We start from the raw sequence: 19,504 nt of genomic DNA, 5'->3' as shown, positions 1-19,504 counted from the left end.
TGTTAAACGCGACTATTTGGCGATCGAACAGGCTGCAATCATTCTGTCATTTTTTTACGGAAAAGCCAAAATAGCGGCTTGCGGGAATGAAATCACCTGACTATAAGGGCGCCACACCGGATGCGCCCTTCGTCTATCGGTTAGGACGACAGATTTTCATTCTGTAAAGAGGGGTTCGACTCCCCTAGGGCGTACCAGTGGTTCCTTGGCTGAGCAACGGAATGAAGCTCGCTTGCAGGACAACGAAACTTTCCCTATCTTTGCTTTCGATCATGCGCCCTTCGTCTATCGGTTAGGACGACAGATTCTCATTCTGTAAAGAGGGGTTCGACTCCCCTAGGGCGTACCATCGGAGCGTCTTTTGCAGTCTCCGAACCCGTTCCAAATTTCTGACTGCAAAGCGCGATTTTGCGCTTGCGGGAACAAGGACCCCTGACTATAAGGGCGCCACGGTATGCGCCCTTCGTCTATCGGTTAGGACGACAGATTTTCATTCTGTAAAGAGGGGTTCGACTCCCCTAGGGCGTACCACTTCCCCCCAGTTGCTACAGTATTACGGAGCTTTCGCGGCATCCGTCACGCGCAACTGCACCCGGCGGGAACCTTGCCAGTGATCGGCACCGAGCGTTCCCACCACATGGATTTGCGTGCCGCGGGAATTGAGCAGGAGATCGCCAAGCGGCGTTTCCGTCGAGCGGAAAGCTATCCCCTCCAGCCGACCGCCATCCTGCGCTTCCAGCGTTATCTTGATGTGCGACTGGCCGACAAGGCGCGAATCGCGCAGCCGGTGTGCGGGTATGGCGAAAACCGGCTGAGGATGTCCTGAGCCGTAGGGGCCCGCCGTTTCCAGCTTGTCGATCAGTTCCACCGTCGCGCCTGTTGCCCCGAGCGCCCCGTCGATCTTCAGCGTCTCATTGGCAACGAGGCCGTGGACCTGCTTTTCGGCCTTCTCGGTGAAGAAGGCCCTGAGCTTGCCGAGATTGGCTCGCTCTACGGTGAGGCCTGCTGCCATCGCATGGCCGCCACCCTTGACGAGCAACCCGGCGTCGACCGCAGAGCGCACCATGCGGCCCATATCGAAGCCACTGATCGACCGGCCGGAACCCGTTCCCACGCCTGACGAGTTGAAGGCGATAGCAAAAGCCGGACGGCGGAACTTGTCTTTCAGTCGCGATGCGATCAGGCCGACGATGCCTGGATGCCAGTTTTCCCGCGCCGTGACGATTATCGACGCGCCATCGCCATTGCCGTATTCCGCCAGCGCTTCTGCCTCTGCCTCCTGCAGCATTGCCACTTCCATGGCCTGCCGTTCCTTGTTCAGGTCGTCGAGCTGTTCGGCGATCGCCTCCGCCTCGGCGTTGTCGTCAAGCGTCAACAACCGGCTACCGAGCGCCGCGTCGCCGATGCGTCCGCCGGCATTGATTCGAGGACCGATCATGAAACCGAAATGATAGGGCGTCACAGGACCGCCAAGACCAGCCTTGCGAAACAACGCCGATAGACCGGCATTGCCCTGATGGCGGGCGGCGATCAGTCCTTTGACGACATAGGCGCGGTTCAAGCCCTTTAGCGGCACGACATCGCAGACGGTCGCGAGCGCTACGATATCGAGCCAGGCCAGCAGGTCGATCGTATTCACCCGGCGGTCGCCGGCCTCGCGCAGGACGCGCAAGGAGGCAACCAACACGAGGAACACCACGCCGGCGGCGCACAGATGGCCCTGACCCGACAAATCGTCTTCGCGATTGGGATTGACGAGCGCGTGGCACGGCGGCAACTCGTGGCCGACCTGATGGTGATCGATGACGACCACGTCGATGTTGCGTGCCCTCGCCGCCTCCAGCGCTTCGAAACTGGTCGAGCCGCAATCGACGGTGACAATCAGCCGGGCGCCGTTGTCGATCAGCTGGTTGATCGCTGTGGGGTTCGGTCCATAGCCTTCAAAAATGCGATCAGGAATATAGATCGTTGCCGGCACACCGAAATGCGTGAGCAGACGATAAAGCAATGCTGAAGATGCGGCGCCGTCGACGTCATAGTCGCCGAAAATCGCGACACTCTCCCCGGTCTTGATTGCCTGATGCAGCCGCTGCGCCGCCTTCTCGCAATCTGTCATCGTATACGGATCGGGCATGAGACCACGGATCGTAGGGTCGAGAAATGCGGTCGCCTCTTCGACACCGACGCCTCGACCGGCAAGCACACGGGCGATGAGATCGGGCATGCCTTGCATCTGGCTCATGGCGAGGGCGCGATTCTGGCCGGCCTGATCGAGCCTCGAGACCCAACGGTTTCCCGATACCGATCGCTCGACACCTAGAAAAGCCCGCTGTACAGGATCCGCCGCTATTTCCACCATTGTCCTCGTATTCGTACCAACCTGCTTCTCTTTTACAGGAGCAAGGCGAATAGAACAGGGGCGGATTTAGGGATGTCTCAGTCTTCCTTCGGACGCTCGATGCGGATGACCTGGGGTTCGCCGACGAGATAGCCTTCCGTCTGGATGGCCGCGACCGCCTTGCGGACCGAATCTTCCTTGGTCGCGTGGGTGACGAGAATGATCGTCTGGTGATCTGAGGGTGACAGGTGCTGCTTGGAGCGCTGCACGATGGATTCCAGCGAGATGTTGTTCTCCGCCATGCGGCCCGCGACGCTGGCGAAGACGCCGGTGCGATCCTGCACCGTCAGGCGGATGAAATAGCCTCCCGAGTGGAGGCGCATCTGGGCCTTCTGATAAGGCTTCAGCTGCTTTGCGGGATGGCCAAGCACCGGTACGCGCTGAGCGCCCGGCTGGCTCTTGGCGATGTCGGCAATGTCGCCGAGCACCGAGGAAGCCGTCGCATTGCCGCCGGCACCTGGGCCGACCATCAGCAACTCGCCAAGAATGTCCGATTCGATCGCGACGGCATTCGTGACGCCATCCACCTGGGCAATGACCGAATCGAGCGGCACCATGGTCGGGTGAACACGCTGCTCGATACCGGTATCGGTGCGCTGGGCGACACCCAGGAGCTTGATGCGGTAGCCGAGCTCGGAAGCAGCGCGGATGTCCTCGATCGAGATATTGGTGATGCCTTCGAGGTGGATATCGTCAGCCGCGATGCGATGGCCGAATGCGAGCGTCGTCAGGATGGCAAGTTTGTGGGCCGTGTCGTTGCCTTCGATGTCGAAAGCCGGATCCGCCTCCGCATAGCCGAGGCGCTGGGCCTCCTTGAGGCAATCGGCAAAGGACAAGCCCTCTTTCTCCATCCGGGTCAGGATGTAGTTGCAGGTGCCGTTCATGATGCCGTAGACGCGCGATATCGTGTTGCCGGTCAGCGACTCCCGCAACGCCTTGATGACCGGAATACCGCCGGCGACCGCGGCCTCGAAATTCAGGAGGGTGCCTTTTTCCTCGGCGATCTCGGCGAATTCGACGCCGTGATAGGCAAGCAGCGCCTTGTTGGCAGTCACCACATGGAGACCTCGAGCAAGAGCCGCGCGCACAGATGCGTTGGCCGCACCTTCGGAGCCGCCGATCAATTCGACGAACACATCGATATCGGCCTTGTGAGCGAGATCGACAGGACCGTCGAACCACTCCACGCCGGAAAGGTCGACGCCGCGATCCTTGGTTCGGTCACGTGCTGAAACAGCAACGATCCTGATCGGCCGGCCGCAGGTAGCTGCGAGTTCATCTCCGCGCTGCTGAATGATACGAGCGAGCGCTGCACCGACGGTGCCCAAGCCCGCAATGCCGATTTTGAGGGCATCTGCCATGGATCGATCCTGAATAAATGTAATGAGCCGGCAGCCGGAGCGGCTGCCGGGAGAACTATGAAATCAACGGTGGGCGTTGAGCGAAATCACGTTGTGCATGGTCTCGTCCGCCGTCGACAGGAAGCGCTTCAGATTGCGCGCGGCCTGGCGGATGCGGTGCTCGTTCTCGACGAGGGCGATGCGGACGTAGTCGTCCCCCAATTCGCCGAAGCCGATGCCCGGAGCCACTGCGATATCGGCTTTTTCTACCAGCAGCTTCGAGAATTCGAGCGAGCCGAGATGGCGGAATTTTTCCGGTATCTTCGCCCAGGCAAACATCGTCGCTGCCGGCGGCGGCACCTCGAATCCGGCCTTGCCAAAGCTCTCGACCAGCACATCGCGGCGGCGCTTGTAGATGCTGCGTACCTCGGCGATATCGGAGCCGTCGCCGTTGAGCGCATGGGTTGCCGCCACCTGGATCGGCGTGAAAGCGCCGTAGTCGAGGTAGGATTTCACACGCGTCAGTGCGGCGATCAGTCGTTCGTTGCCAACGGCAAATCCCATGCGCCAGCCGGGCATGGAGAAAGTCTTCGACATCGAGGTGAACTCGACGGCGACGTCCATGGCGCCCGGAACCTCCAGAACGGAAGGCGGTGGGGCATCGTCGAAGTAGATTTCCGAATAAGCGAGGTCGGAAAGCACGATGATATCGTGCTTCTTGGCGAAGGCGATCACGTCCTTGTAGAAGTCGAGCGTTGCGACATAGGCCGTCGGATTGGACGGATAGTTGAGGATCAGCGCGATCGGCTTCGGAATTGAGTGCTTGACCGCGCGTTCCAGTGGCGGAAAGAAGCTCTCGTCCGGCTCGACCGACATGGACCGAATGACGCCGCCGGCCATCAGGAAGCCGAAGGCATGGATCGGGTAGGTCGGGTTCGGGCAGAGGATGACATCGCCCGGCGCGGTGATCGCCTGCGCCATGTTGGCGAAGCCTTCCTTCGAGCCGAGGGTGGCCACCACTTGCGTATCAGGATTGAGCTTCACACCGAACCGGCGGGCATAATAGCCGGCCTGCGCCCTGCGAAGCCCGGGAATGCCCTTGGAGGAAGAATAGCGGTGCGTCCGCGGATCCTGAACGACTTCGCAAAGCTTGTCGACAATCGCCTTCGGGGTCGGAAGATCGGGGTTTCCCATGCCGAGGTCGATGATATCGGCCCCACCCGCTCGCGCGCTGGCCTTCAAACGGTTGACCTGTTCGAAGACATAAGGCGGCAAACGCCGGACTTTGTGAAACTCTTCCATCTCTAGACCCCATGGGACAGCGGTCAAAACGACCACACCGAAGTTCGTTCGTCTTCCGGACTGCCGCGATACGAACTTCGGAATCGCGGCGCCGTATTTCTATCATGACGCGAAGGATGCGGTGAATCTTAGGCGTTCGCCCCAGCTTGCCCTCGAACCCGGAAGATTACCCCAGAAAGATATTGGAGGAAACCGGCGTCATCGAAGGCTTTGCGTCCAAATCGCCTGAAAGGCAAGGCTATTTCTGGATTTCCGACAAGGTATCCTGGCCGTGATTGGCGGCGAGCTTGCGCATTTCGATCACCTTGCGATCATACTCCGCCTGCGAGATGGCTCCCGTCTGGCGTTGTGCGCCCAAGGCGGTCAGCTGGCTTCGGATATCGGTCGCCTGCGTGTCGTTGATCTGGACATTGGCAGCGGTCAGCGGCGTATTGAAATCCGGGAACCCGTCCTTCGATATGGCTGCACCAGTTCCATCGACGGGCGTTCCGTCCTTGGATTTCATGACTACTGCAGTCGGCGCGGCACGCTTGGCGGCCCAGGCTGCACGCTCCGCAGGGGTCGAGCACCCGGCCAGCGCGATCGCGAGAATACCGCAGATCACGGAATACCGGTTGAAACTTGCCACCATGCCGCCGTCCATCATTGTTGTCCTGCCCTGTCTGCGTCGCACACATGACTGTTAAATTTGTCGCAGCAGCAAAGCAAGAGGACGCTTGCCTGTCATTGGAACTTGTATTCCTTTTCCGCCAAGATGTACAAATGGAAAAGAAAACAGTGCTGCCGCCGGGAGGATGATGCGTGACCGACAGCAAGCAGGATGGCAGCGAAGGCAAAGGCGCCTATCCCGGCTTCGATCCGAAATCGGTAGAGGCCTATATCGTCAGGGATCCCGAGGCGATGGCGGTGAACTTTGCACGTGCGCTCGAAAGCCTCGGGCAGGCAGCTTCGGCTTGGCTGGCGCCTCGAGAACGCGGCGAGCGCATCGAGACCGTCGATCCGATGGCGGATATGGTCAAGACTCTCTCCAAGGTCACCGAATACTGGATTTCCGATCCGCAGCGGGCATTCGAGGCACAGACGCAGCTGATGGCGGGCTATTTCGGCCTTTGGACCCGTTCGATGCAACGTTTGGGCGGCGAAGAGCCGCCTCAATCCGAGCCTCCCGTCAAGGACAAGCGCTTCGCCGACGACGATTGGCAGAAGAATCCCTTTTTCGATTTCTTGCGACAGACCTACCTTCTGACTGCAGATTGGGCTGAAAAGCTTGTCATCGACGCGGATGGGCTCGATGCACATACGCGCCACAAGGCGGCATTTTATGTCAAGCAGATCACTGCGGCTCTGTCGCCAGCGAATTTCGTCGCTACCAACCCGCAGCTTTATCGCGAGACGGTCGCATCAAGCGGCGAGAACCTCGTGCGCGGCATGAAAATGCTGGCCGAAGATATCAAAGCCGGTGGCGGAGCTCTGAAGCTTCGACACACCGACATGAGCAAGTTTGCCATCGGCAAGAACATGGCGCTGACCTCGGGCAAGGTCATCGCTCAAAGCGATGTCTGCCAGATCATCCAGTATGAGGCGACGACGGATACGGTCCTCAGGAGGCCGCTTATGATATGCCCGCCCTGGATCAACAAATTCTATATTCTCGACCTCAATCCGCAGAAATCGTTCATCAAGTGGTGCGTCGACCAGGGGCATACCGTCTTCGTCATTTCCTGGGTCAATCCAGATAGCCGCCATGCAGGCAAGGACTGGGTCGCTTATGCCCGCGAGGGCATCGACTTCGCGCTGGATACGATCGAGAAGTCGACCGGCGAGACCGACGTCAATGCGATCGGATATTGCGTCGGGGGAACGTTGCTCGCTGCGACGCTGGCACTTCACGCCAAGGAGAAAAACCAGCGGATTCGCACGGCGACGCTGCTGACGACGCAAGTCGATTTCACCTATGCAGGCGACCTCAAGGTCTTCGTCGACGAAGAACAGATCGAGGCTTTGGAAAATCAGATGAAGGCCGTCGGCTATCTCGACGGTTCGAAGATGGCGACGGCGTTCAATATGTTGCGCGCCTCCGAGCTGATCTGGCCCTACTTCGTCAACAACTACCTGAAGGGCCAGGAGCCGATGCCTTTCGACCTGCTCTACTGGAACGCTGATAGCACGCGCATGGCGGCGGCAAACCACTCCTTCTACCTGCGCAACTGCTATTTGGACAACACGCTGAGCCAGGGGAAAATGGTGCTCGACGGCAAGACCCTGTCGTTGAAGGACGTCAAGATTCCGATCTACAATCTTGCGACACGGGAGGACCATATTGCGCCCGCCAGGTCGGTTTTCCTGGGAAGCCAGTTCTTCGGCGGCTCCGTGGATTTCGTTGTCACCGGATCGGGACATATCGCCGGCGTCGTCAATCCTCCCGACCGGCATAAATATCAGTTCTGGACCGGCGGCGCGGCAAAGGGCGATTTTGACGCCTGGCTGGCAGAAGCAAAAGAGACCGCTGGCTCCTGGTGGCCGCATTGGCATGCCTGGATAGAAAACAAGGACAATAGCCGCGTCCCTGCCCGTATTCCCGGCGGCGGCGCGATGAATGCGATCGAAGAGGCGCCCGGCTCATTCGTCATGGAACAGGCGTGACCCGAGACATCCATGCGTTTTGAAACACCCCTGGTCCCTGCCCGGCTGATTTCCCGGTACAAGCGCTTTCTGTTCGACGCCGAACTGGAGAACGGCGAATTGATCACGGGGTCCTGCCCCAATACCGGGTCGATGCAGGGCTTGACGACGCCAGGGTCGCGTATCTGGTTGTCCGAGCACGACAGCCCCACCCGCAAATACCGCCACATGTTTGAGATGATCGAGGCCGACGGAACCATCGTCGGCGTCAATACGGGAATGCCGAACCGGATTGCCGCGGAAGCGATTGCGGCGGGCCAGGTCTCGGATCTTGCGGACTACACGACTGTTCAGCGCGAGCAAAAATACGGGCGAAATTCGCGCATCGACCTGCTATTGACCGATCCGCTGCGGACCACCACCTATGTCGAGGTGAAGAACGTGCATTTCATGCGCGAACGATCCCTGGCCGAATTCCCCGACACCGTGACGGCGCGGGGCGCGAAACACCTCGAAGAACTGGGCGACATGGTCGACGCGGGCTTCAGGGCGATCATGCTTTACGTCATCCAGCGGAATGACTGCGAGCGTTTTCGGATTTGCGGCGATCTCGACGGCTTCTACGCCACCGCCTATGAGCGTGCACGAAAACGCGGCGTCGAGGCCTACGCAATCAAATGCCTGGTGTCGCCGGGCGAAATAACGCCGGCGGGATTGATCCCGATAGACGAACCCGGCATAGCTGCATTATGTACAAGTATAGCGATTTCTGCTGAAGGCTGATCAATGGTGAACTACATCGAAGCGTCGACGGCGCCTGCGAAAAACACAGGCGCCATCCGCCTCTACGGGAACGACGCGTTCGAGGGAATGCGCAGGGCCTGCCAGTTGACGGCACGTTGCCTTGACGAGCTGGCCGCGCTCGTCGAGCCCGGCGTGCCTACCGATGTCATCGATCGTTTTGTCTTTGAATTCGGCATGGATCAGGGCGCCTATCCGGCGACGCTGAACTATCGCGGCTATACGAAATCTTCCTGCACGTCGATCAACCATGTCGTCTGCCACGGCATACCGAATGAGAAGCCACTGCGAGAAGGCGATATCGTCAACATCGACGTGACCTATGTACTCGACGGCTGGCATGGCGATTCTAGCAGAATGTATCCGGTCGGAACCATCAAGCGCTCTGCCGAACGGTTGCTCGAGGTGACGCACGAATCGCTGATGCGCGGCGTTGCCGCGGTCCGTCCGGGTGCCAGGACCGGTGCCATCGGCGAAGCGATCCAGACATTTGCCGAGGCCGAGCGTTGCTCCGTCGTTCGCGACTTCTGCGGCCACGGCGTCGGCAGCCTGTTCCATGACAGCCCCAATATACTGCACTACGGCCGTGCCAACGAGGGGCCGGAAATGCGCGAAGGGATGATCTTCACGATCGAGCCGATGATCAACCTTGGCCGTCCGCACGTGAAGGTCCTTGGAGACGGCTGGACCGCCGTGACGCGCGACCGCTCTCTTTCAGCTCAATACGAACATACCGTCGGCATCACCTCGACGGGCTGCGAAATATTCACGCTTTCGCCTGGAGGCTTTGATCGGCCGGGCCTACGTCCTTCTCAAGGGTGAACCATGGCCAAGCTCCCCGGTCCGCCCGGACAAGGTGAGATGAGCGTTGACAATTTCGAGGGAGCTGCGGGCGAGCAGCAGGCGCCGTTCGCGGATGAGCGAATGTTCTTTGCTGAACAACCCGCCAATGCCTCCGCTCTGAAGAGGCCACCGAAGCTATTGGGCGTCCAGCATGAAGCTGAGAGCCATTATCATGGACACCGCGAGCGGCTTCGAAACCGCTTCCGCGAAAGCGGCGAGAGCGCACTTGCAGACTATGAGTTGCTCGAGCTGCTGCTTTTCCGGCTCATCCCGCGCCGCGATACCAAACCAATAGCCAAAGCGCTTATCGACCGTTTTGGAACGCTCGGTGGCGTGATCGGAGCGCCGATTGCCCTGCTACAGGAGGTGAAGGGCGTCGGCGAAGCGGTCGCGCTCGATTTGAAGCTGGTCGCAACAGTCGCTCAACGCATGCTGAAGAGCGAACTCAAGGGCAAGCAGGTGCTCGCATCCTGGTCCTCGGTGATCGACTATTGCCACATGGCGATGGCCTACGAGCAGAGGGAGCAGTTCCGAATTCTGTTTCTGGACAAGCGAAACGCGTTGATCGCTGACGAGATCCAGGGCCGCGGTACCGTCGATCACACGCCGGTCTATCCCCGCGAGGTGGTGAAGCGGGCGCTGGAGCTTTCAGCAACGGCCATTATCCTGGTCCACAATCACCCCTCAGGTGACCCGACGCCGTCGCGGGCAGACATCGATATGACCAAAATGATCGTGGACACAGCCAAGCCGCTGGGGATCACCGTCCACGATCACATCATCATCGGCAAGGATGGCCATGCAAGCCTCAAGGGCTTGCGGCTTATTTGACTGCCTGATTTCAACATGCATCGGTTTTTCGCCATAAGTCAGGACGCGTCCCCGGGGAGCGAGCGGCGCGTTGCCAAAGCACTGCCTACAACCGCGATGGCGAGCGCGACGACGATGAGAATCGCTGCAGCAGCGAACGTGGCCCGAATGCCCGATGCAACGTCCTCTGCGCGTGCCGTTGCGATATCGACCGTGCCCGATGCGAGCGCGAACACGGCACCCATAACAGAGGCGCCGGTGACGAGGCCGAGATTGCGCGACAGATTGAGCAATCCGGAAATGACGCCCCGCTGGTCCGGGCGGATATCTATCATGACAGCGGTATTGTTGGCTGCCTGGAACAGTTGATAGCCTGGGGTCAACACGGTGATGGCGACTATGTAGCCCGCAATTCCGAACATCGACGGAAGAACTGATAGGGCAATTGAACCAGCCGCCATTTCGACGAGAGCAACGGTGACCATGAGCGAGGTGCCCAGACGGTCAACGATACGACCAGCCACGACGCCGCTCAGCGCGGAGATAATCGGGCCGATCGACATAACCATTCCAACATGAGCCGGATCGAGCTTGAGCCCACGAGAGAGATAGAACGGGCCTACCACCAACGTCGCCATCATAACCGTTGCGACGAGTGTGCTGATTGTGAGGCTCGCACTTAGCGCAGGATCGCGGAACAGGGCCAATCGGATCAAAGGTGATGCGGCCCTCGCCTCCGCGAACACGAAGAGGACGGCTCCAAAGCCAGCAGCCAGTAGCAGGCCCACATTGAGCAGGCCGAAACTGCCGCGTCCGATCGTCATGGCGAGCGCATAGGCTGCAAGCGTCAGGGCAAGCAGCAGCGTGCCTACGGCGTCAAACCCGACCGTATGGGCCTTCGGGGGTCTGATATCACGGGGCAGATAGCGATAGGCGAGCGCGAAAGCCAGGAGACCAAGCGGGATGTTGACGAGGAAGATTGCCCTCCAACTGAGACCCGAGATCAGAACGCCGCCGAGCGATGGACCGAGAGCAGTGCCGATCGCGGACATCGTTCCGAGCAGCCCCATGGCGCTACCGGTCTTTGCCTTCGAAACCGTCTCACCGACAAATGCCATGGTGAGAGCCATCATGACGGCCGCTCCAAGACCCTGCGCCGCACGGGCCGCAATCAATACCCAGAGCGCTGGCGCGACGCCACATAGGACCGAGGCGACAGTGAACAGGGCTATGCCGGCCAGCAGCAGCCGTCGGCGACCGATGATGTCGCCGAGCCGTCCGACACTGACGATCAGCGTGGTGATGGCGAGGAGATAGGCGAGGACAACCCACTGGACTTCCTGAAAGGAGGCGTTGAACGCCTGCGCCAATGTAGGCAAGCCAACATTAGCGATGCTGGTTCCGAGCGAGGACAGCAACATGGATAGCGAAAGACTGGCAAGCGCCCATCGAACAGAAGGTGCCCGTTCGGCACCTCCAGAGGCCGCCTCATCTCGTTCTGCAATGATCGACTTCAACATGAACTCCGCTTTCTGGCCACTCCCGAAACGGAGCTGCTGGAAACCTAGTCCTTTGCCTGGCATGGCGGAACGCGCACTGTTTGCACTATATTCGTGCGTTTGACGCCACATCCGGATCAAGCTGTGCTACGGTCGAGAGATGTCGACACCTGATCTCAACTTGCTTGTCACCCTTGATGTGCTGCTTGCGGAAGGCAGCGTTGCCCGCGCGGCGCAGCGGTTGCGGCTCAGTCCTTCGGCGATGAGCCGGGCTCTGGCTCGATTGCGTGAGACCACGGGCGATCCGCTGCTGGTCAGGGCTGGGCGCGGTCTCGTTCCGACATCGCGAGCGATCGAGCTCCGCGAGCAGGTCAGCCAACTCGTTGAGGGCGGGAAAGCGGTATTGCGCCCGACTGAGAGACTCAACCTCAAACAGTTGGTCCGAACCTTCACCGTGAGGACCAGGGAAGGCTTCGTCGAGAACTTCGGACCGGCCCTCATTGCACGCATCGGTGACGAGGCTCCCGGCGTGCGTCTGCGCTTCGTGCAGAAGCCGGACAAGGAGAGCGGCCCCCTTCGCGACGGGGCCGTCGACCTGGAAACCGGCGTTGTGGGAAAAAGCACTAGCCCGGAAGTGCGTGCGCAGGCACTGTTTCGAGACCGCTTCATCGGCGTCGTGCGAATGGGGCATCCGCTGAGCCGAGGCGAGATCACTCCCTCCCATTATTCGGCCGGCCGGCACATCTGCGTATCACGGCGGGACTTCGACAAGGGGCCGATTGACGAAGCCTTGGAGCCGCTCGGGCTCGAACGGCAGATCGTCACGATCGTTGGCGGTTTTTCGGCCGCCCTGGCTCTAGCCCGGGCCTCCGACCTGATCGCCAGCGTGCCCGAGAGACATACCGGCAATTTGCGCGCCGGAATGCACAGTTTTCCCCTCCCCGTCTCCATACCCGAGTTTACAATTTCATTGCTCTGGCACCCGCGGCTCGATGCGGATCCGGCGCATCGCTGGCTGCGCGGGTGCGTTCGAGACGTTTGCGCCGAGTGACCCGCCGATGCATCGGCATGCCACCCGCTGTCGCTTCATCATCGGCAAGAGTGATCGAGCCATTCGATTGTTTTCACTGACCGTCTTCAGGCGGTTGTCAGGATGATCTGGCAAAACGAACATGCTTTCGCCCGCCAACATTCTCGTGGTTCGTCGATGGTCAACGGGAGCCGAAAGATTCGACCGCGCCTGCCCATTTCAGCATGGCGTCTGGAGATATCATGCAGATCGCATTGTCGCGCAGTCGCTCTCTTCTCCATGTAGCCAAGGGAATTCTGCGTTTTGCAGTGCTGCCCGCCGCGTTGTTCGTCGGTGCTTTCTATAGCAACATGGTGCTGACGACGAACTTCCACCCTGTTATCGCGGGTGAGGTCTATCGGTCGTCACAGCCTTCCGCAAATGATATCGCAGAATTCAAAAAGCGGTACGGCATCAGAACCATCATCAACCTGCGCGGCGACAATAGCGGCCACGACTGGTATGACAAGGAAGTCGCCCAGGCAAAAGAGCTCGGTATCAATCATATCGACTTCAAGATGTCCGCCGACCGTGAATTGACCCAGGCCCAGGCGGCGGAACTTGTCGATATCATGCGCGAGGCGCCGAAGCCTCTGTTGATCCATTGCCAGGCGGGCGCCGATCGCACGGGCCTTGCATCCGCGCTCTATCTAGCGGCAATCGCCAAGGTCGACGAAAGCGTTTCCGAAAAGCAGATATCGATCCTCTACGGTCATATCTCGCTGTCTGTCAGCCATGCCTATGCCATGGACCGCACGTTCGAGAAGCTCGAGCCATGGCTCGGCTTTTCCGATTCGTGATTGTTTGGCGTTAGACAATCTGTAACATTGACCAGCTACCGGTTGAGCGCACATATGTTGCGGTGCGACATTGATTCCAACTCAATTCTGCGGGGCTTTTCGATGTACCAGTTCGATCTTGTCGTTGTCGGCAGTGGCCCGGCCGGGCGAAGAGGGGCTATTCAAGCAGCGAAGCTCGGCAAGAAGGTCCTCGTCATCGAACAGGGCAAGCGTGTCGGCGGCGTTTCCGTCCATACCGGCACTATTCCGTCCAAGACGCTGCGCGAGACGGCGCTCAATCTTTCCGGCTGGCGCGAGCGCGGCTTCTACGGCCGCGCCTACCGCGTGAAGCAGGAAATCAGCGCCGAGGATCTGCGCCGCCGCCTGCTGATTACGCTCGACCACGAGGTCGAAGTGCTGGAGCACCAGTTTGCCCGCAACCATGTGCAGCACATCAGAGGCAAGGCCAGCTTCGTCGATCCGCAGACGCTCGAGGTCCTCAAGGAGGACGGGGAGGTATTGCACGTAACCGGGGCGAGTATCCTGCTCGCGGTCGGCACCAAGCCATTTCGCCCTGACTACATGCCCTTCGACGGCAAGGTCATCCTCGACAGCGACGAGCTGCTGGATATGGAGCAATTGCCACGTTCGATGGTCGTGATCGGCGCAGGCGTCATCGGCATCGAATATGCAACGATCTTCAGCGCCCTCGATACGCAGGTGACGCTTCTCGATCCGAAGTCGACGATGCTCGATTTCATCGACAGGGAAATCATCGAGGATTTCACCTACCAGCTGCGCGATCGCAACATGAAGCTGCTGCTTGGCCAGAAGGCGGAGAAGGTCGTCAAGCTACCGGACGGCAAGGCCGAGATCACGCTCGACAGCGGCCGCAGGATCGTCACCGACATGGTTCTGTTTGCCGCGGGCCGCATGGGGGCGACCGATACGCTAAACCTTCCAGCGGCAGGCCTCGAGGCCGACAGCCGCGGTCGCCTGAGCGTCAACCCGGAAACCTTCGCCACGACAGTTCCGCATATCTTTGCGGCCGGCGACGTCATCGGCTTTCCGAGCCTTGCGTCCACCTCGATGGAACAGGGGCGCATCGCTGCCCGGGTTGCCGTCGGCGCCATCGCCAAGGAGCCACAGAAATACTTTCCTTATGGCATCTATGCCGTCCCGGAAATCTCCACCTGCGGGCTGACCGAGGAAGAGGTCAAGGAGCGTCATATCCCCTATGAATGTGGCATCGCCCGTTTCCGTGAGACCTCGCGCGGGCATATCATGGGGTTGGACACTGGCCTCTTGAAAATGATCTTCTCGCTGAAGACGCGCCGCCTGCTTGGCGTCCACATCGTCGGCGAAGGTGCAACCGAACTCGTCCACATCGGCCAGGCCGTACTCAACCTCAAGGGCACCGTCGAATATTTCGTCGAGAACACCTTCAACTATCCGACGCTTGCCGAGGCTTACAAGATCGCCGGGCTCGATGCAGGGAACCGAATGGGCGATATCAAGTCGGAGCTTTGAGGCGATATTTTCGCAGACAAAAGCCCCTCGGCGTTCTCGCAGCGCACCGGAAAATGCCCCTCATCCGGCCTGTCGGCCACCTTCTCCCCGCGCGCGGGGAGAAGGCGATAGACGCATCTGCCGTTGAAATTCAAGCTCTCGCATGCCTCAAATGGCCTCACGCGCTGTCGTCCCCTCTCCCCGTGTGCGGGGAGAGGGCTAGGGTGAGGGGCAGGCCACACCCGCAGAAATCCAACACCACCCAATACAAAAAAAGCCCCGCCGCGAACGGCAGGGCTTCTAAAAATCCAATAGAGTTCCGAATTACTCGGCAGCGTCCTCGGCAGCCTTCTTCTTCGGAGCGGCCTTCTTCTTCGGAGCCGGAGCTTCCTCGCCTTCGGCGGCAGCATCAGCCTTCGCTTCGGTCTTGGCAGCAGCCTTCTTCTTCGGAGCGGCCTTCTTGGTCTCGGACTTCTCAGCGCCTTCGGCTTCGTCTTCGGCCATCAGCTCTTCCTTGCTGACGGTCTTGTCGGTGACATCGACTTCAGACAGCAGGTGGTCGATGACCTTTTCTTCGAAGATCGGCGCGCGCAGGTTCGCAGATGCGCCCGGCGTGTTGCGGAAGAATTCGAGGATTTCCTTTTCCTGGCCCGGGAACTGGCGGAGCTGGTCGTACAGCGCACGCTGCAGTTCGTCTTCGCTCACTTCGACACCGGCCTTTTCACCGATTTCGGAGAGGACGAGGCCGAGGCGAACGCGACGCTCAGCAAGCTTGCGGTAGTCTTCGCGAGCCTTTTCTTCCGTCGTGTCTTCATCTTCGAAGCTCTTGCCGGATTCGCCGAGATCGGTCTGGATCTGGCGCCAGATGCTGTCGAATTCGGCATCGACCAGCTTCTGCGGCGTGTCGAACTGGTACATCTCGTCAAGCTGGTCAAGGATCTGACGCTTGACCTTCTGGCGAGTGACCGAGCCGTACTGGCTCTCGATCTGGCCGCGAACGATCTCCTTCAGGCGATCGGCAGATTCGAGGCCGAGCTTGGTAGCGAGTTCGTCGTTGATCTCGATGTCTGCAGCCGAGGCAACTTCCTTGACGGTGATGTCGAAGGTCGCTTCCTTGCCGGCAAGGTTCTTGGCCGGATAGTCGGCCGGGAACGTCACGTTGATGACCTTCTCGTCGCCGGCCTTGACGCCAACGAGCTGGGCTTCGAAGCCTGGGATGAAGCGGTTGGAACCGATGACCAGCTCTGCGTCATCATCCTTGCCGCCTTCGAAGGCTTCGCCGTCGACCTTGCCGAGGTAAGCCATCTTGACGCGGTCGCCGTCGGCAGCCTTGCCCTTCTTTGGCTCATAGCTGCGGGCGCTTTCAGCGATCTTCAAAATCTGTTCGGTGACCTCGTCTTCGCCGATTTCGACGACTTCGCGGCTGACCTTGATGCCGTTGACAGGCTTCAGTTCGATTGCCGGGATGACTTCGTAGGAAAGCGTGAATTCGAAATCGGCTTCGGCTGCCAGGATCTTGTCAGCCTCGTCCTTGTCTTCGGTCATGGCGATTTCAGGCTGGGTAGCCGACTTTTCGCCACGGCCGGTCAAGATTGCCGGCGGCTGGTCGCGGACGATCTCGTTGACGAGATCAGCCATGATCGACTTGCCGTAGACCTTCTTCAGGTGCGCGACCGGTACCTTGCCCGGACGGAAGCCGTTGATGCGGACCTTGTCCTTCATCTCGGCAAGGCGCTCGTTCATGCGGCCTTCCATATCCTTGGCGGGAAACACTACCTTGATTTCGCGCTTCAGCCCTTCAGCGAGCGTTTCGATAACCTGCATCTTCTTACCTTCATTTCGTGGCGGCCGTGCCCAGCCAGCCGTTCGTTTCGATGAGCACGACGCCGGACCGACGACCGGGCGTGGCTTTCATGCAATTCCTAGCATTTTGCAAGGCAAAATGGCGCGTCTTATCGCAAGCCTTCGAGGCAGACTGGTTCTCAGTCTCCCCCGGCAGCAAAGCAGCCTTGGTGCGGGTAGAGAGACTTGAACTCCCACGCCTTACGGCACCAGAACCTAAATCTGGCGTGTCTACCAATTTCACCATACCCGCGTTCGCAAAACCGCATAGCAATGCCTACGCATGAGGCCTTCCGGAGCGCGGCGTCTCTATATCACCCGTTTCAAACCACGCAAAGGAAAAATGACGGATCGACGACTGCGATGGCAAGATGCCTTGCGATTGCGCTTGGGTGCCTCAATAGAGCGGCTCCTCGTAGACTGCCTTCCCGTCCACAAGCAGGCTGCGGATTTGCGCTTGCCCACCCGCAGACACCCGCGCAGCTATGGAAAGTTGGCCCTCCGACCGCGCCGTGTCGAGATTGCTGCCCTCGCCTTCCGGGATGTAATAGCGTTCGATCCCATAGTCGACCCTTATCGTCTGTTCGGGGTCAACGGGATAATACTGGAACGGCTGGCTCTTGAGGACGACCGTGTCGGGTTTGGCCTCCAGCGCGCCGAAGGATGATTCGGCTATGCCCCAGAAACCGTCGGGCTGTTTTTGGAGACGGACCGAAAGCACCCTCTCCCCGGCTTCCTTCGGCGGGCCTCCGACGATCGTCGATGCCGGCACGCTTGAAATCTCGTAATTCAGCACGACGTAATCGCCGCGCAGCAAATCCCGCGGGTCGATTGGTGCCGTTTTCAGCAGTACCTCGGTGCCGCTGCGAAGGATGGAGGCATGGCTTGCAATCGTGTATCCGATAATCACGGTCTGCAGCAAGGCGACGATGATTGCGGCGATCCATGCGCGTCTGACGTAAGGGTGGGCGGCTGCGCCCGCGTCAAAGATGGAGCTCATGGCCGTGTCTCCTGCTTCTCATTGTGGGAAAACCGACGCTCGAGGCGGATGACGATCCAGGCGACGACGGCGACCAGCAGCCCGGAGATCAGGAAGAAGCCTGATGTACCGATGATCGAGCCGATTGTTTCCGAGGCGAGATAGAGCATCTCGGCGGCAAAGACGAGATAGGCCGAATAGCGCACCGCGCCATTGTCCCGACCGCAAAGGGTGATTGCGGCTACCGCTATGGCCAGCGTCGCGATGCCAAGCACCGTCAGCCGCTGCTCGCTCAATACCTCGAAGTGGATGAGGAAAAGGCCGATGCTTGTGAAGAGGAACGTATAAAAGGCCGGCGCCGCTCCCGCATTGCGGATCATCCGGGTAAGCGGCGACATCGGCAGGCTGACGGCCATGAACGCGACCAGACCGCCGGCGGCGAACAGAACGGCAGTCGTCAGGTCCTGGTGCAGCGAGTAGATCCAGGTCAGCCAGCCGATCAGCAGCAGGTAGACCAGATGTCGCGCCCGGCCCGCGCCGGTATAATAGATCAGCGCCAGCACGATCGCCGCCATGACCGGCGGCGCCCAGGGCGACCAACCCGTCCATTTCAAATCGTTCTCCTCGAGAAAAACGCAGAAATAGGCCCAGGCAAGAAAGCCGGCGACGACCACCTGGCTGCCGGAGTGGAAGAGAGCCGCGGCAATGCACGCAATTCCGAACCAGACGGCCATCAGGGTGAGTTCGTCGCCCGATATGTGATACATCTGCGCGACCAGCGACATCCCTCCGCCGAAACTCAGCGTTCCGAGCAGCAGCATCGCCGCAGCGACCGAGGTCTGCCCGCGTGCCGTAAACGCAGCGCCGGCGAGGTAGAACGCCCATATCAGCGCAACGATGAACGAGACGCGCACTGCGCGCGGTATGAGTTCCCAATTGGAGGCAACGAGCAAAAGGATCGCTGCCGCGACAAGCAGCGCCGCCAGCACCGACAGAACCCGCCCCAAACTGAAGCTTGCCGGCCGGCTGTCGTAATCCGCCATGATGGCCTTCGCCTGCGGCGACTGGATCAGTCCCTTATCTACCCACAGCGAAAGATCTCTTTGCAGCCGTCCTCGATACATCGTCACCTCTTGAGCAGCGGCCGACCTAACGAAAAGGCCCACCTTCGATTGCTATATATTCGCTAATAACAAAGGAGAGGCAAATCCGCCTCGAGGAACACGCTAAATTTGGCGCCGTGCAACATCCTGAGACAAACCTTAACCAGCAATTAACGGTTTACGGAGTATGAATGGGTCGCGGATACTGGATAATCCGCAGACATGCACGAGCAGCATATCTTTCATGAAATTATTGCACTGCACAATTTTCAGATGTCGCCTATCTAGACGTCAACAATGAGCCTCGGTGGCGCGCGGCCCCGGCCTATCGCCGGAAAGTGCCCTGGGAAATGATATCCCTGTACGACATTCGGAGACGCACGCTCCTCCTCCCAGTGCTCTCCGATGGATTGACAGCGTTCCTCCTCCCCGTTGTCGATCATCTCAAATGACGCTCACCGCACTCCTCCCGCGGTGAGCGTTATTTTTTAGGGAGATAGGCGACCTTCCAAATCTGCCGCGGCTCCTGCCGACCCCGCATTGAATTAAAGCCGCAGCGCTGTTCCGCAGGCTAATTTCCGTTGGCTGGCGGCGCCAGATCGAATGTT

15 protein-coding genes and 4 tRNA genes are annotated in these 19,504 nt (G+C 59.6%); 10 read left to right on the top strand and 9 right to left on the bottom strand.

Annotated features, from left to right (window positions below; genetic code table 11):
- Positions 1 to 122: 122 nt before the first annotated feature.
- The 3 genes from CPY51_RS20785 to CPY51_RS20775 all read left to right on the top strand — a co-directional run bounded on the left by CPY51_RS20785 (position 123) and on the right by CPY51_RS20775 (position 531).
- A tRNA-Glu gene (locus CPY51_RS20785) sits at positions 123 to 197 on the top strand.
- Positions 198 to 274: 77 nt separating this feature from the next.
- Positions 275 to 349, top strand: a tRNA-Glu gene (locus CPY51_RS20780).
- Between the two features lie 107 nt (positions 350 to 456).
- Positions 457 to 531: transfer RNA gene (locus tag CPY51_RS20775), tRNA-Glu, on the top strand.
- Between the two features lie 22 nt (positions 532 to 553).
- Here CPY51_RS20775 and recJ read toward each other — a convergent pair.
- The 4 genes from recJ to CPY51_RS20755 all read right to left on the bottom strand — a co-directional run bounded on the left by recJ (position 554) and on the right by CPY51_RS20755 (position 5,683).
- The gene (recJ, locus tag CPY51_RS20770; protein ID WP_111162137.1) at positions 554 to 2,359 is read right to left on the bottom strand and encodes a single-stranded-DNA-specific exonuclease RecJ; all 1,806 of its coding nucleotides are present in this window, start codon (positions 2,357 to 2,359) and stop codon (positions 554 to 556) included.
- A 77-nt stretch (positions 2,360 to 2,436) separates the two neighbouring features.
- A complete protein-coding gene (locus CPY51_RS20765) occupies positions 2,437 to 3,759 on the bottom strand; it encodes a homoserine dehydrogenase (RefSeq protein WP_111162136.1) in 1,323 nt (440 codons plus the stop codon).
- A 63-nt stretch (positions 3,760 to 3,822) separates the two neighbouring features.
- Positions 3,823 to 5,040, bottom strand: coding sequence for an LL-diaminopimelate aminotransferase (locus tag CPY51_RS20760; protein WP_111162295.1), 1,218 nt, complete (start codon positions 5,038 to 5,040; stop codon positions 3,823 to 3,825).
- Between the two features lie 238 nt (positions 5,041 to 5,278).
- Complete coding sequence (locus tag CPY51_RS20755) at positions 5,279 to 5,683, bottom strand: hypothetical protein (RefSeq protein WP_111162135.1); 405 nt, start codon at positions 5,681 to 5,683, stop codon at positions 5,279 to 5,281.
- Between the two features lie 158 nt (positions 5,684 to 5,841).
- Between CPY51_RS20755 and CPY51_RS20750 the strand changes: the two genes are divergently transcribed.
- Genes CPY51_RS20750 through radC form a run of 4 tightly spaced genes read left to right on the top strand, consistent with a single transcriptional unit; the run spans position 5,842 to position 10,137 of the window.
- On the top strand, positions 5,842 to 7,683 hold the full coding sequence (locus CPY51_RS20750) for a PHA/PHB synthase family protein (RefSeq protein ID WP_111162134.1): 1,842 nt from the start codon (positions 5,842 to 5,844) through the stop codon (positions 7,681 to 7,683).
- 12 nt (positions 7,684 to 7,695) lie between these two features.
- A complete protein-coding gene (gene sfsA, locus CPY51_RS20745; protein ID WP_111162133.1) occupies positions 7,696 to 8,445 on the top strand; it encodes a DNA/RNA nuclease SfsA in 750 nt (249 codons plus the stop codon).
- 3 nt (positions 8,446 to 8,448) lie between these two features.
- The gene (gene map, locus CPY51_RS20740; protein ID WP_111162132.1) at positions 8,449 to 9,285 is read left to right on the top strand and encodes a type I methionyl aminopeptidase; all 837 of its coding nucleotides are present in this window, start codon (positions 8,449 to 8,451) and stop codon (positions 9,283 to 9,285) included.
- A 3-nt stretch (positions 9,286 to 9,288) separates the two neighbouring features.
- Entirely contained in the window at positions 9,289 to 10,137 is an 849-nt protein-coding gene (gene radC / locus CPY51_RS20735; protein WP_420820725.1) for a RadC family protein, read from the top strand.
- Between the two features lie 38 nt (positions 10,138 to 10,175).
- Here the strand turns inward: radC and CPY51_RS20730 are convergent, their stop codons facing one another.
- On the bottom strand, positions 10,176 to 11,636 hold the full coding sequence (locus tag CPY51_RS20730) for an MFS transporter (protein WP_111162130.1): 1,461 nt from the start codon (positions 11,634 to 11,636) through the stop codon (positions 10,176 to 10,178).
- 139 nt (positions 11,637 to 11,775) lie between these two features.
- On the opposite strand from CPY51_RS20730, the gene CPY51_RS20725 reads away from it, so the two are divergent.
- The 3 genes from CPY51_RS20725 to sthA all read left to right on the top strand — a co-directional run bounded on the left by CPY51_RS20725 (position 11,776) and on the right by sthA (position 14,993).
- A complete protein-coding gene (locus tag CPY51_RS20725) occupies positions 11,776 to 12,666 on the top strand; it encodes a LysR family transcriptional regulator (protein WP_111162129.1) in 891 nt (296 codons plus the stop codon).
- Positions 12,667 to 12,887: 221 nt separating this feature from the next.
- A complete protein-coding gene (locus CPY51_RS20720) occupies positions 12,888 to 13,484 on the top strand; it encodes a dual specificity protein phosphatase family protein (protein ID WP_111162128.1) in 597 nt (198 codons plus the stop codon).
- Between the two features lie 102 nt (positions 13,485 to 13,586).
- Positions 13,587 to 14,993 carry a Si-specific NAD(P)(+) transhydrogenase gene (sthA, locus tag CPY51_RS20715; protein WP_111162294.1) on the top strand — a complete coding sequence of 469 codons (1,407 nt, stop codon included), beginning with the start codon at positions 13,587 to 13,589 and terminating at the stop codon, positions 14,991 to 14,993.
- A 303-nt stretch (positions 14,994 to 15,296) separates the two neighbouring features.
- Here sthA and tig read toward each other — a convergent pair whose 3' ends face one another.
- From tig to CPY51_RS20695, 4 genes are all read right to left on the bottom strand, one after another.
- Positions 15,297 to 16,796, bottom strand: coding sequence for a trigger factor (gene tig / locus CPY51_RS20710; RefSeq protein WP_111162127.1), 1,500 nt, complete (start codon positions 16,794 to 16,796; stop codon positions 15,297 to 15,299).
- A 186-nt stretch (positions 16,797 to 16,982) separates the two neighbouring features.
- Positions 16,983 to 17,067, bottom strand: a tRNA-Leu gene (locus tag CPY51_RS20705).
- A 144-nt stretch (positions 17,068 to 17,211) separates the two neighbouring features.
- Positions 17,212 to 17,814 (bottom strand): GDYXXLXY domain-containing protein, encoded by a 603-nt coding sequence (locus tag CPY51_RS20700; protein WP_111162126.1) that lies wholly within the window; start codon positions 17,812 to 17,814, stop codon positions 17,212 to 17,214.
- Positions 17,811 to 18,917 carry a DUF2157 domain-containing protein gene (locus CPY51_RS20695; protein ID WP_111162125.1) on the bottom strand — a complete coding sequence of 369 codons (1,107 nt, stop codon included), beginning with the start codon at positions 18,915 to 18,917 and terminating at the stop codon, positions 17,811 to 17,813. Before CPY51_RS20695 ends, CPY51_RS20700 begins: the two co-directional genes overlap by 4 nt.
- Positions 18,918 to 19,504: the final 587 nt, after the last annotated feature.

The organism is Arminella tubonensis, assembly GCF_003240585.1.
GTDB lineage: Bacteria > Pseudomonadota > Alphaproteobacteria > Rhizobiales > Rhizobiaceae > Rhizobium > Rhizobium tubonense.
The sequence above is the reverse complement of the archived record's forward strand: the minus strand, read 5'-3'. Positions and strand labels throughout refer to the sequence as shown.

Bases quoted from the DNA above. Each gene is read 5' to 3' on its own strand.
- sthA (WP_111162294.1), top strand. From the start codon at position 13,587: ATGTACCAGTTCGATCTTGTCGTTGTCGGCAGTGGCCCGGCCGGGCGA.
- CPY51_RS20765 (WP_111162136.1), bottom strand. From the start codon at position 3,759: ATGGCAGATGCCCTCAAAATCGGCATTGCGGGCTTGGGCACCGTCGGT.
- radC (WP_420820725.1), top strand. From the start codon at position 9,289: ATGGCCAAGCTCCCCGGTCCGCCCGGACAAGGTGAGATGAGCGTTGAC.
- CPY51_RS20760 (WP_111162295.1), bottom strand. From the start codon at position 5,040: ATGGAAGAGTTTCACAAAGTCCGGCGTTTGCCGCCTTATGTCTTCGAA.
- map (WP_111162132.1), top strand. From the start codon at position 8,449: ATGGTGAACTACATCGAAGCGTCGACGGCGCCTGCGAAAAACACAGGC.
- CPY51_RS20700 (WP_111162126.1), bottom strand. From the start codon at position 17,814: ATGAGCTCCATCTTTGACGCGGGCGCAGCCGCCCACCCTTACGTCAGA.
- sfsA (WP_111162133.1), top strand. From the start codon at position 7,696: ATGCGTTTTGAAACACCCCTGGTCCCTGCCCGGCTGATTTCCCGGTAC.
- CPY51_RS20720 (WP_111162128.1), top strand. From the start codon at position 12,888: ATGCAGATCGCATTGTCGCGCAGTCGCTCTCTTCTCCATGTAGCCAAG.
- recJ (WP_111162137.1), bottom strand. From the start codon at position 2,359: ATGGTGGAAATAGCGGCGGATCCTGTACAGCGGGCTTTTCTAGGTGTC.
- CPY51_RS20730 (WP_111162130.1), bottom strand. From the start codon at position 11,636: ATGTTGAAGTCGATCATTGCAGAACGAGATGAGGCGGCCTCTGGAGGT.
- tig (WP_111162127.1), bottom strand. From the start codon at position 16,796: ATGCAGGTTATCGAAACGCTCGCTGAAGGGCTGAAGCGCGAAATCAAG.
- CPY51_RS20695 (WP_111162125.1), bottom strand. From the start codon at position 18,917: ATGTATCGAGGACGGCTGCAAAGAGATCTTTCGCTGTGGGTAGATAAG.
- CPY51_RS20725 (WP_111162129.1), top strand. From the start codon at position 11,776: ATGTCGACACCTGATCTCAACTTGCTTGTCACCCTTGATGTGCTGCTT.
- CPY51_RS20755 (WP_111162135.1), bottom strand. From the start codon at position 5,683: ATGGACGGCGGCATGGTGGCAAGTTTCAACCGGTATTCCGTGATCTGC.